This window comes from Limnochordia bacterium, assembly GCA_023230925.1.
In the GTDB taxonomy this organism is placed as follows: domain Bacteria; phylum Bacillota; class Limnochordia; order DUMW01; family DUMW01; genus JALNWK01.
Genome location: JALNWK010000066.1, coordinates 1 through 12,715, shown reverse-complemented (window position 1 = coordinate 12,715; position 12,715 = coordinate 1). Strand labels below are relative to the sequence as shown.

Sequence of the window (12,715 nt, the reverse complement as noted above, 5' to 3'; positions counted from 1 at the left end):
TTCGGTCTTGGTCAGCCGTTCAATCAATAGGTCCGTTGTGTCAGCAGTACCTAAGGAACTCAATGCCTTTCTAAGGATCCACATCATCTGCAGTTCACTATTATTCAAGAGTAATTCTTCCTTACGGGTACCCGACTTATAAATATCAATGGCGGGGAAGATCCGCTGCTCAGCAAGCTTCCGGTCTAAATGGATCTCCATGTTACCAGTACCCTTGAATTCCTCGTAGATCACATCATCCATCCGACTGCCCGTTTCAATCAGTGTGGTTGCCAAAATAGTGAGGCTTCCGCCACCCTCGAAGTTGCGCGCCGCCCCAAAGAACCGCTTTGGACGATGCAAGGCCGCAGGATCAACACCACCGGATAACGTTCTGCCACTGGGTGGTACAACCAAGTTATGCGCCCGGGCTAGGCGGGTAATCGAATCCAGAAGGATAATTACATCCTGTCCGCTTTCAACCATTCTCCGTGCCCGCTCCAAGGCCAAATCGGCAACCCGGACATGGTTTTCCGGGGGCTGGTCAAAGGTGGAACTAATCACTTCCCCTTCCACAGATCGTTCCATATCGGTAACTTCCTCGGGACGTTCGTCAATCAGAAGAACCATCAGCTCAATCTCTGGATGATTGGCGGTCACACTATTGGCGATCTTCTTTAGAATCGTCGTTTTTCCCGCCTTCGGTGGCGCTACAATCAGTCCCCGCTGCCCTTTACCAATTGGAGCAATAATATCCATTAGTCGCATGGCAATATCGTCGGGATCTGCCTCCAAATGGATCCTTTCATCGGGGTAAATGGGGATTAAATCGTCAAAGTTTGGTCTTCGTACAGCCGCTTCTGGATCTTTTAAATTAACGGCCAAAACCTTCAGCAGGGCGAAATAGCGTTCACCCTCCTTGGGCGTCCGCACTTGCCCTAAAACCACATCTCCCGTTCGAAGATTAAATCGGCGGATCTGGGACGGAGAAACATAGACGTCATCCGAGGACGGACTCATATCATTCACCCGAAGGAACCCATAGCCATCAGGCAAGATCTCTAAGATCCCGTCCTTAAAATACAAACCCTCATTCTCCGTTTCTGCACGTAGGATCTCAAAGATAAGTTTTCGTTTCCGAAGCTTTCGGTATCCTTGGACTTCCAGACCCTTAGCAATCTGATAAAGTTCTTCGTTGGTCTTTGCTGCCAACTCAGCTACATTCATAGACATATTACTGTTTACTCCCACAACATGGGTAAACAGATCTTCCCTCCTTTTAATTGTTCTACGCCTTACCGCTACAACCAAATAATTTCATCTTAGAACGCACTACTTCCCGCATACTATCCCTACTAGGCCCGATAATCTTCCGGGGATCAATGACATCGGGGTTTTCCTCAAGGTACTTCTTTAAGGTCTGACTAAAGGCAACCCGGAGTTCAGTATCGATATTGATCTTGGTAATACCAATTTGCACTGCTCTTTGGATACTCTCATCGGGTACACCCGAGGCGCCATGAAGTACCAACGGCACTTCAACCCGTGCTCTAATGTCTGCTAGCCTTTCAAAGTCCAACTTCGGAACACCTTTGTAGACTCCGTGGGCGGTACCCACAGCTACAGCAAGAGCATCTACCCCAGTAATTTCCACGAATGTGACCGCTTCATCGGGATCGGTGTAGATGGCATCTTTATCACTAACAGATATATCGTCTTCAGTACCACCGATGCGGCCCAATTCACCCTCCACGGAGACACCAGAAGGATGCGCAACTTCCACCACTTTGCGCGTCAGTTCGATGTTCTCCTTAAAGGACCAATGGGAGCCATCAATCATGACCGCGGAGAACCCAGCCCGAATACACTTGACCGCCTGTTCAAAACTAGTACCATGATCAAGGTTAAGAGCAACAGGAACACTGGCCTGCTTTGCGGCTACCTTCGCCATAGCAACGATGTAGTCTAGCCCAGCATATTTCAGACCGCCTTGACTTGCTTGCAGAATCACAGGTGCCTTCTCCTCTTCGGCAGCCTGAACTATTGCATGTAAAATCTCTAGGTTGTTCAGATTAAATGCGCCAACTGCGTATCCTCTCAATTGAGCATCCTTTACCAATTCTCCTACGGTTACAAGTCCCACAATTATCATCCTTTCGAATTCGCATATCAAAAGTACACTAGCATCATAGCCCAAAACCCTTGAAAAGAACAGAAAAACTGAATAGACCTAGATGCTTTCCCGCCTTGGTTTTATATACTGCCCTTAGACAATTCGAAATGAGTACAAATCGGATATTCTTCGACAGTACTTATTAACACCGACCGTAGGGGAGATCCGATCGGCACAGGTAGGTTGACTCAGAACATACGCACAACATCCTTGTCGCTTAATACCGTGTCACATCTTTTCGCGTCTTGATTCTGGAAACAGAGACGATCATATCTTACTGACCAGGAATTAGTAATAGGGCGGAGGCTTATGCTATCGCTATAGTTCTTCGCCATCAATCGGCAAATTCCTTTCTTAGAGCACAATTTATCGTTCTACCCACGAACCTCCTCTCAACCCACTCCCATAGAACAGCTTTACCTTACCAAAGGCAGCCAATTGCAGTCACCCCTAATCCTTACTGCAAACACGCGCCAAGTGTTTCTCACTTCAGTAGGAAGAATATTCACAGCTAGAGATCCATCTTATCTCACCGTTCCAATCTAGGTAAACATCGACTACAGCTGAAGCGGACCAGATCTCGAGCATTGCCTCAAATAAGAGAGCGGAAACGGGTAATTCCGCTGTCACAGTCGGTTCATCAACCAATGCGATAGACACGGTATGACATTGTCGATCATAGAAAAGCATTTCCACGGTAAACAAAGGGTAAATACCCTCAATGTAAATCACTTTCCCCGTCTGATCTAAACAAACAAGTCCCCACTGTTCGAACCCGCCAGGCACAGGTGAAAGGGCGTCAATACTACATGGTCGACCATTCTGCAAAATAAATGTGTCATCATTAAGCTTACCCCAAATTACCTCTGTATCGGTGACAAACTGGATAAGACCGGTATCTAAATCAACCCTAGTAATGGCGCCGTATAATACTCTGCTTATGGATGAACTGTGGACAAGATGAAGGGGATCTGTAAACTCATAACACAAATCAACAGGATACCATGCGTCTATGCTAGTATAACATAAACTGATGATTGCCGCTGCCATAGTCAGGATAAGGCGACTTCTTTTCATTGGGGACTCACCTCTTGTTTCTCATCTCACCTCCATTATCAACCGATTCACCAAGATTTATACTTCCAGAGTCTGTCCAGATGAGTCCTATTTTATGCCCGTCAGTTTGCCCCTCATTGTAGAAGGTCACTGGCAACATCCTGGAATTCACTCTTCGGTAACAAGGGCATAGAGTCCAGATACATTTGGGAGAAAAGGCTCGGTAGCTAGAGTGGGTTTTTCCAGAAGCCTTGGAATGAAGTCGCTATGAAAAAACCAGGTCCACATCGTGGCCTGGTTTTTTCATAGTCTTGAGATTTTTCGATCAAATCAATGAAGATTTTTCTTAAAATCGTCGGGAGTCAAGTTATCGAGCATCTGCTTAAACTGCTCGATTTCCTCATCGTCGATAGGCTTATTGTTGACCATCGCCTTCGCCGCAACTTGCTCAGTAATATAAATTGGGCAATTAGTTCTTAGCGCCAAAGCAATCGCATCACTTGGCCGTGCATCGATATCAAGTTGGCCCTTAGCTGTTTCAATGTATATCCTAGCATAATAGGTTTCATCACGTAGGTCAGTGATCGCAATTTTGACAATCTTTGCACCAAATGCTTCAATAATCGATGTTATTAGGTCATGGGTAATCGGCCTTGGGGGTTGGATTCCTTCTAACTGGATCGTGATAGCATTTGCTTCGGCCGGTCCAATGACTATGGGAATAAAACCCCGCTCCTGGGTATCAGTGATCACTACGACCGGTAACATCGACCTTTGATCAACTCCCACAACTTTGACCTTCATCCTGATCATCTGCCCTCACCCCTCGGTTCGATTGTAGCCGGTTCCCTCTCACTACCGGTATCATCATTATAGCAGATATCAGATTGGCCTTCCACCAAACGGCACAGCTGCAAACCAGCGAAAGACAGGCCAATGCGGCGAATTCGCCCCCCAATGGGGCGAAACTTAGAAACATGTACCAGGATAAAACTCGCTGCGTTCGGTTTATCCTATGTTTTTCAAACCATTGACTCTTAGCCCAACCTAATTTTGGTAGTGCCTTCAGTTATTGGCATTGGTTCAGTAGAGCTTTAGTTGGGATCTTGCTAAGATTTGCATTTCCGAAAGCCGTTCTTTTCTTCAAGAAACTTGTAATAGGGCTGAACCAAAGGGCTCTACGGCATATTTCACCTCAGTACTGGGATGACTTTTTAATCCTTCCAGCCTCAGCGTCCAACCAATATACACTATGCCCTAGCAATCTGGATGTGATACCCTTAGACAAAAGACTGTTACCAGTGAGGTGAAGTCCTTTACCCCATTGGTAACAAGTCCTATCTAGGTTGCCCTATAGCCTAACGTTCGATGTCCCCATCCTACGCTGTAAAGCTGCCTCAACTAGGCCTTTAAACAAGGGATGGGGTCTATTGGGCCTGGATTTGAACTCCGGATGGAACTGACAGGCAACAAACCAGGGATGTTCTTCAAGCTCCACAATCTCAATTAGATTCCTTTCTTGATTAACTGCAGCAATGCGCATTCCATGGTGTTCTAACACGTCCTTGTACTGCCAGTTTACCTGATACCGATACCGGTGCCGTTCACTGGTCTGCGCCGACTGATAGGCAGCCATGGCCAAAGACCCTGGGTAAAGATCATACGTCCAATTGCCAAGACACATGGTACCACCAATCTGCCGGACTTTCCTTTGGTCAGGTGACTTATCTACCACCGGATGGCTCGTTGCATTGTTGTACTCACGACTGTTAGCATCATCAAGATTGCAGACGTTGCGTGCAAACTCAACCACAGCACAGTGCATACCAAGACAAATACCCAAGAACGGAATTTGCCTCGTGCGGGCATACCAAGCCGCTTCGATCTTACCCTCCACGCCCCGACATCCAAAGCCTCCGGGCACAATTATACCGTCAAGACCACCGAGCAGTTCATCGGAGGACTCTTTGGTTACCGATTCTGCATTAATCCATTCAACTAGCACCTCTTGTTGATGGGCCACACCCGCATGTCGCAAGGCTTCGACTACACTTAGATATGCATCAGGCAATGAGACATACTTGCCCACAATGCCGATCTTGATCTGGCCTTTGGGGTTGTTCAGGCTATGGACCATCTGTTGCCACTCACTCAGGTCACTAGCTTGTGCCGGCAGGTTCAACATCCTCACTACCAGTTCATCGAGGCCCTGCTCTTGAAAGATGAGAGGCACTTCGTAAATACTTCTGACATTAGGATTTGATATAACCCCGTCCACTTGTATGTCACAAAATAGAGCGATTTTTTCCTTTACGTCCTTGTCAATAGCGTGCTCAGACCGACAGACAATAACATCCGGTTGAATTCCTATACTTCGTAATTCCTTTACACTATGTTGGGTTGGCTTCGTCTTAAGCTCCTGGGCCGCCTCCAGATAGGGCAGCAGAGTAACATGGATGTATAGGCACGAGTCTTTCCCCACATCGTTTTTAAACTGCCGAATAGACTCCAAGAATGGCAAGCTCTCGATATCTCCAACAGTGCCACCAATTTCCACCATAACCACATCCACATCATCGGTGGCCAATGAGGTAATTTGGCTCTTGATCTCATTGGTAACATGGGGGATAACCTGGACTGTCTTACCAAGAAACTCGCCGTTACGCTCTTTGTTGATGATGGACCAGTAGATCCGACCAGTTGTTATATTGGATTGCCGGGTCAGATTCTTGTCCATAAAACGTTCATAGTGACCTAAATCAAGATCGCTTTCTGCCCCATCTTCGGTCACAAATACTTCACCATGCTGGAAAGGGCTCATCGTCCCCGGGTCCACATTTATATACGGGTCAAGTTTTAAGACATTGACTTTGACACCGCGGCTTTCCAATAATCTCCCGAGGGATGCAACGGTAATCCCCTTTCCTAAGCTAGAAACCACACCGCCAGTCACGAAAATATACTTTGCCATTAGTGCTCCTCCCACAACGCGCCAAAACTTTCGGAGCAATGAGCATACGTGCCCTGTGCAATTATATCAGATTAACCGCAGTCTGAACAAGGGCATACTGCTCTATTGTCCACTGTTTTCTGCCTCGGCTTCCTCCTTCTTTTGGTACTTCTCTAGCACCTTCAAGAAGCCAAAGTTTTGGAAGATCGCGATAGAGCCAATCAGTAGCAGAATCAGACCTACTTGTAACAAAAGACTAACTAGAAAAACCAATAGGACCATTAACGTAATCATCAGACTAACAACCAGATTATCCAAAGCAAGTAAAGCTGCCTGCTTGAGGATCATCTTAATCTTCCTTGGCCTTTGCACCAAGACCGGAAATAGCCAGTTGGACATCAAAAGCCAAAAAACGACAATATAGAAAGTCAGTATCAGCACAGCCATGGTGATTATTGCTGGTCCTTGGAAAACATAAAGATAGAAATAAACATCTAGGATTAAAATAGCCCATACCACAGCAATAATGGTCATTAATCCCGTAGCCCGTCCAAAATACTTACGAAAGCCCCGGAAAAAATCACCGAGACTAAATATCTCACGATTAATCACCCGAGCGATCGTGTCATAGGCTGCAGCAGTGGCTGGTCCTAGGGTAAAAAGTGTGGCCACTATGGCAATTACGAATACAGCCGGTATCGTGGCCGTCTTGGTAAGGGTGATCACAATCAGTGGTGCTAACCCGATTGCAAACCAAAGAAAACTGGTGATAATCACCGTCCCAAAGTATTCATAGATGAGGCGAAGGCCTCCACGGAAAATCGCCCAAGACAGTTTCAGTGACACTCCAGACATTGTGCCCCCCCTTCACGCACATCCTACATCGATGTAGGAGCTGAGATACCCATAAGCTTCAGTGTATTTGCCAATACCTCTTTGACTGCCATTACCAAAAGTAACCGGGCTTCTTGCTGTGAATCACCTAAGACCCGGCAGTGACTATAGAAGCTGTGGAACAGTGCTGCAACCTCATGGGCATACCGCGGTATCCGATGGGGTTCCCGTCTTAGGGCTGCCATCTCTACCTCCATAGGATATTGGGAAAGTTTCTTCAGCAACTCCACTTCATACTCACTGGAGAGCTCATCTTCTCCCAAAGCCAGACTACAGTCCGGAAGAGCGGTTACCTCTTTCAAGAGACTACAAATACGCGCATGGGCATACTGAATATAGTAAACAGGGTTGTTCTGACTTTGCTCCTTGGCTAAGTCAAGATCGAAGTCCAGGTGACTTGTAGGACTACGCATGATAAAGAAGTAGCGGGCCGCATCCTTACCGACTTCCTCAAGTAATTCCTCCATGGTGACAAACTCCCCGGCACGCTTTGACATTCTCACCTGTTGCCCACCTCGTAGCAGGCGGACTAACTGCAAAATAATGATCTCTAGTGTATCATCACCATAGCCCAGGGCCTGAATTGCCGCCTTGGTCCGCGCGATGTATCCATGGTGATCAGGACCCCAGATATCGATCAGTCTCGTATAGCCCCGTTCTAACTTATCCAAATGATAGGCAATATCCGCGGCTAAGTAAGTCGGTGTGCCGTCCGCCCGAACCAGTACCCGATCCTTGTCATCACCGAAATCGGTGGAACGAAACCAGAGGGCATCATCGGCCCGGTAGGTAAGGCCGCGCTCCTCCATGGCAGCAATCACTGCGATCACCTTGTTCGCCGCATGTAGGTCCCTTTCCCTAAACCAACAGTCGAACTTAACCCCAAACTCGGCTAAGTCGTGCCTTTGGGACTCCACCATGTAGTCTAACCCATGTACCTTAAACCATACCGTTCGTTCCGTTTCGGCCAGCTCGGTCAACTCTGAATGTTCATCCAGGGCCCTTTGGGCAAGTTCAGTAACATACTCTCCGGGATAACCATCTTCGATAAAGGGGATATCCTCTCCGAGAATCTGTCGAAACCTAACCTCTAAGGATTGGGCGAATCGATCAGCCTGGTTTCCCGCATCATTGACATAATACTCACGGGCCACCTCATATCCGGCTTTGCTGAGGATACTCGCTAAACAATCACCAACGGCCGCCGCCCGGGCATTAACAATATTCATTGGTCCCGTTGGATTGGCACTCACAAACTCCAGTAAGACCCGCTGTCCAGATCCGATATTACTGTCACCATACGCTGATCCTTGGGTAATGATGTCCCGTAACACCTGATGAAGCCAGCTGTTTTTTAGGTAGAAGTTGATAAAACCCGGACCTGCCACCTCCACCCGCTGAATATTTGTCCCATCTGTTTCCATGTGTTGACAGATGGTCTCGGCAAGATGACGGGGCTTATCCTTCACTACCCTTGCTAGTAGCATCGCAACATTGGTCGCGTAGTCACCGAACTGCTTATCGGCTGGTACCTCCAATGCTATTTCAACATCATCCGTGGAAATATCTAAACGCTCCAGGGCATTTTCGATACACCCAATTATCTGTGCTTCTTGTCTTTTTGTGGCGTCCATCTGAAATCCTCCTGCGAAATACCAATCACTGCATAATAATGTTGGCATCACGGCGCACTGGTTCAAACACGCCCATGTGCCCACCAATGGTTTCCACTACATTGCCCTCAACTAGTAGTTGGACCCGCTTGATCTGCTCAAACTCCGTCAGCGTATTGACAATGGACATCAGGGTCATCTGTTCCAGCCGTGCTCCCCCTTCAAAGTTCCTAATAATCTCCTCACTTAGGTCCACAAAGGCGGTATCGCCCTCTATATATAAACGACGAAGTTTGGTCCCCTTTGGCACCCCGGGCATCAGGTCCTTACTAGACCCTGGTCCCTTTAACAGCTCTTCCATGGCTGTCTGGGGGGTACACTTCTGCCGTGGGACCTGTTTGACTACGGGTTCCAGTAGGAAATCCGTGGAAGTGGCCCGGATGAAGTACACCGTAAGGGGACTATAGCCCACCGCTTCTAGTTCAGTTTTCAGGGCCTGATTCTCTTTTTTCAGGTTCTGCATCGTCGCGACAAGGAGGTTTAGCTGTTCTTCAAGGTTATGTATCCTCTTGACAAAATCCCGTTGCTGGGCGAAGGAAAAAACCAAGAACCCAATAGCAAGACCCGTCAAAACCGCGTATCCTAGAGCATTCTTCATGTATGACCCTCCGTAGTCGCGCCAAACATTTGCTGTGTCCATTAGCCCTATTGTACTGCTTTCATTGGTCGTGGTCAAACCTCTTCTTAGACCCCAGCTCCTTTGTACGTCATCGTTACATGACGCATACAGAACAATGGACTCTAGAAATCCGTACATAGCAAAGTGGCATCCCGAGTAGATAATCACGCTCTTAGGGCCCTTACCGGTAAACTTCTTCAGTGCCACCGCGAGGATTTTGCCTGCGTGGTGGCCTGCCATTCTCGGCTCCTTTGTGCAACTGGAAAGAGGTACCATAAAGACATGGAACACCACAAAATTGTACTTGAGTACTCTTGAAATCTTCGGTGTTCCAAAGTCCTTTATTTGGCGATAATCATCTTCTATTTCAGGCCTTTAACTCATAGGTCATTACGATTTGCCGGGTCGTTCTGCTAAGGTTTGTCGTGACAAACACAGAGTATTCGTCCTTTTTTGTGTCGTGAACGACACAAGCATTGAGCTCGACATCTTCTTCGGGGGCATCGCTACGCCAATGGCAACCTAAAGTCTTCACTAAGGCAATTTTCTGCTGCTTACGTTTTTTGTTTGGGTGATCACGCCAATAACTTTGTTCCTTTGCTATAGACACAGCCTGTTCATAGGCCTCCATGTTCTTGTTGAGTAGTATCCCCGCTCGGACTTTAGCTCATTTAGTAGTTCTCTAGAGATAAAACCTCGGTCCTTGATAAGGATATCACCAGGTTTTGGTATTTTGCTCGTTAGAACCATTTCGCGACTTAGTTCCAGACCATGCTTATTAATAGATCCTAATCTGATGTCTTCTAACATTCCGGTATCCTCTACGATTCCTCGGTAGCTAACTTGTATCCTCGTTGACTCCCTTTTTCGTCGTGTATTCCGGTCATTTCGATCACTGAATATGGGGTGTATAGTCTGATAAATGTTCGTTGATAAACAGCTTGCGTACAGCTGCATCCATGCCAAGATATGCTCCGTCATATAAGGTAATTCGCGTTTGTCCGGCTAGACCGATAATCACATGTACTGCCGAACGTTTACCGTGACTTGAGTCTCCCATCGTTTTCTTCGTCGGTATTTCAAACAGCTTGATAAGTCTTTCTGCATAGGCGGGCATCCCCAGCTGGGTCGGAGCATAGCTGCTATTTTAAGCAGATCCTACCTTAAAATCATGTTTTGAGTATAAAGCCAAATAACTTTTTAGGCCAAGTTCAAGGAGTTAGCGGGTGCGTTGATGAGTACAGATGCACTTTTCCTCTTGGGATGAACTAGTGTTTACCGCATACGCGTGGTGCAAACAAATATGTCGCTTGCTTGGCTACCAGTTCTGCCATTCCTCGGTGTTATGTGAATTCTATATTAAAAGTCTCGTAAAATCTTACTTGCTCGGAAGCCCCAGTTTGTTGTAGTATTATGGTGACTATGGAAATATTAAGTGAGGTCCTTCAATGAAAAAGACTGTGTATACCATCCTCATATTGAGCATTGTTATTGGCGTCTCCCTGATGGTGTTCGACATAATGGACAGAAGTAGCGATGGCTTTAGGATACCAGCGAGGTTTAAAAAAGTTGTTGTTGACTTGAGTGACAGAGCTAGATCAAATGAACTGCTTTTCGAAAACCACTTGGAAGTACCCTCCAGCATTGAGTTGTTCATGCAGTCAAATGCTGCAGGTGAAAAGACTGTGGAGGTCATCAGTGAATCGGAAATTCTCGGTCTGAATCGTCGGAAGATTGACTTCAACGTCGGTCAGTATACGGGGAACTCAGCGACATCCGCTACTTTTGTCATGGATGCAGGTAAGTATTCTGTATACCTCACTAGCCCGCAAACTGATGGCCAGATCGCCATTGGCTATCAGGAGTCGCCTAAGGAGTCATCAGAGTTTGAACGGCTATATAGAATACATGAGGGCGATCTCGACAACCCCCCTGCAGGGTATGAAGAGATTTTCTCAGCTGATCTCCTTGGGCGAAGTTGGCAGACCAAGGTAATCTATACCCTATCACTTGCTACAACCAAGGACATTGGTTTATCCGTTTACACTTCTGCACAGCAGGGAACTGTTTCTGTTGATCTCATTGGCAATACTTCAAGCCTTATTGGGCTAGGCAACCCTGCCCGTAACAGAATATGTGACCAACTAGAAACTAGACTAACCCCAGGCGAGTACCAGTTCAAAGTGACCTGCGAAAATGCAGATGGGCAGCTATATGTATTTCTCAAGCAATAAGTAGCAAGGAGGGCACCATGATTAAGCGACAATCTCCCACAATCACCCAAGCCAATATTGCGTTTTTCATAACAGCCGTGATAACACTTGTAGGCAGTGCATTCTTTCAGCCACGTCTGGGCGTGGGCACGAATTTGTGGATCAATGAATTTGTCTACATTCTTTTTCCACCGCTTTTGCTGGTATGGATCAATGGATGGTCTGTTGAAGATGTGTACAGGTTCCGGAAAACCTCCATAAGGAACATGGTCATCAGTGTTTTAGCGGGTCTAAACCTGTGGTTTTTTGCCTTCTACGTCTCGAGAATCAGCCGCATGTTTCTAGATAACAGAATCGGCCTTCTCATTATTCCTGACCAACAAACCGATCTTTCCATCTACCAGAGTATTCTTCTGCTGATAGGTATGATTGTTCTAGCACCAATTTGCGAGGAAACCTTTTTCAGAGGATTTATGCAGAGGGCGTATGAAGGCCACAGCAAGAGATACGGGTTTGTGGTAACTGGTACCATTTTTGGGTCCTATCATGTTCTCAATGGAATCAGTGAGGTATTTTCGGCCTGCATTCTCGGCCTTGCCATGGGCTATCTGGTATATAAAACAGATTCAATTGCAACATCAATGATTTTCCATGCCGCAGCAAATACATGTGCTATAGCCCTAGGAGGGGTCTTTGCAGCAAGCACTCTACTAGCAGTTCCGGCGTGGTTACACATTATCGCTTTTGGAGGACTCGGTTTGACTGTGGTGTTTTTGCGAAGTCTCACAGTCGGAAGCCGATCAGAAGACGATCAGAATATCAGTCGAGAAGGCGAGCGGATGTCTGGGACAGGTGTCGTTTTTTTGGCTCTGTCAGCCATATTTCTAGTTAGCGCAGGGATAATGGAGATAATAGCTAGGTTAGGCTAAAAGAGTGCACTGTAGTAAATCGTCTTTTAACTAGCCTTCGATTCGCAATATAAGTAGGCGCTCTCCGCTAGATCTTAGCTAATACTGGCCTCAAGCTCCTTTGTACCCCAAATTTCCCTTGTTTTTATAGGCTACCTTGTTTCTGAAGTATCCAATTCCTAAATGCTTGTGGTTCAATCTGAAAAGCGGACAAGATTTCCCTTTGAGTCTTTGTTAGCGGAGCCAAAAG

Annotated in this window: 12 protein-coding genes; 2 read left to right on the top strand and 10 right to left on the bottom strand. The window is 46.7% G+C overall.

The window, feature by feature from the left end:
* From rho to M0Q40_11360, 10 genes are all read right to left on the bottom strand, one after another.
* A partial coding sequence (gene rho / locus M0Q40_11405) for a transcription termination factor Rho (GenBank protein ID MCK9223203.1) occupies nucleotides 1-1,206 on the bottom strand: 1,206 nt, incomplete at its 3' end.
* Between the two features lie 61 nt (nucleotides 1,207-1,267).
* Nucleotides 1,268-2,122 (bottom strand): class II fructose-1,6-bisphosphate aldolase, encoded by an 855-nt coding sequence (locus M0Q40_11400; GenBank protein ID MCK9223202.1) that lies wholly within the window; start codon nucleotides 2,120-2,122, stop codon nucleotides 1,268-1,270.
* 519 nt (nucleotides 2,123-2,641) lie between these two features.
* Nucleotides 2,642-3,229: a hypothetical protein gene (locus M0Q40_11395; protein ID MCK9223201.1), complete on the bottom strand. Its 588-nt coding sequence runs from the start codon at nucleotides 3,227-3,229 to the stop codon at nucleotides 2,642-2,644.
* A 309-nt stretch (nucleotides 3,230-3,538) separates the two neighbouring features.
* Nucleotides 3,539-4,021, bottom strand: a complete 483-nt coding sequence (locus M0Q40_11390) for a bifunctional nuclease family protein (protein ID MCK9223200.1) — start codon at nucleotides 4,019-4,021, stop codon at nucleotides 3,539-3,541.
* A gap of 538 nt (nucleotides 4,022-4,559) precedes the next feature.
* Nucleotides 4,560-6,179 carry a CTP synthase gene (locus M0Q40_11385; protein ID MCK9223199.1) on the bottom strand — a complete coding sequence of 540 codons (1,620 nt, stop codon included), beginning with the start codon at nucleotides 6,177-6,179 and terminating at the stop codon, nucleotides 4,560-4,562.
* 102 nt (nucleotides 6,180-6,281) lie between these two features.
* The gene (locus M0Q40_11380; protein MCK9223198.1) at nucleotides 6,282-7,013 is read right to left on the bottom strand and encodes a DUF624 domain-containing protein; all 732 of its coding nucleotides are present in this window, start codon (nucleotides 7,011-7,013) and stop codon (nucleotides 6,282-6,284) included.
* Nucleotides 7,014-7,036: 23 nt separating this feature from the next.
* The gene (argS, locus tag M0Q40_11375; protein MCK9223197.1) at nucleotides 7,037-8,686 is read right to left on the bottom strand and encodes an arginine--tRNA ligase; all 1,650 of its coding nucleotides are present in this window, start codon (nucleotides 8,684-8,686) and stop codon (nucleotides 7,037-7,039) included.
* Nucleotides 8,687-8,711: 25 nt separating this feature from the next.
* Nucleotides 8,712-9,584: a GerMN domain-containing protein gene (locus tag M0Q40_11370; protein MCK9223196.1), complete on the bottom strand. Its 873-nt coding sequence runs from the start codon at nucleotides 9,582-9,584 to the stop codon at nucleotides 8,712-8,714.
* Between the two features lie 127 nt (nucleotides 9,585-9,711).
* A complete protein-coding gene (locus M0Q40_11365; GenBank protein MCK9223195.1) occupies nucleotides 9,712-9,954 on the bottom strand; it encodes a hypothetical protein in 243 nt (80 codons plus the stop codon).
* A gap of 282 nt (nucleotides 9,955-10,236) precedes the next feature.
* The gene (locus M0Q40_11360) at nucleotides 10,237-10,404 is read right to left on the bottom strand and encodes a hypothetical protein (GenBank protein ID MCK9223194.1); all 168 of its coding nucleotides are present in this window, start codon (nucleotides 10,402-10,404) and stop codon (nucleotides 10,237-10,239) included.
* Nucleotides 10,405-10,792: 388 nt separating this feature from the next.
* Between M0Q40_11360 and M0Q40_11355 the strand changes: the two genes are divergently transcribed.
* Together M0Q40_11355 and M0Q40_11350 are read left to right on the top strand one after the other, a co-directional pair.
* Nucleotides 10,793-11,578, top strand: a complete 786-nt coding sequence (locus M0Q40_11355) for a hypothetical protein (GenBank protein MCK9223193.1) — start codon at nucleotides 10,793-10,795, stop codon at nucleotides 11,576-11,578.
* Between the two features lie 17 nt (nucleotides 11,579-11,595).
* Entirely contained in the window at nucleotides 11,596-12,486 is an 891-nt protein-coding gene (locus tag M0Q40_11350) for a CPBP family intramembrane metalloprotease (protein ID MCK9223192.1), read from the top strand.
* The last annotated feature ends 229 nt before the right edge of the window (nucleotides 12,487-12,715 follow it).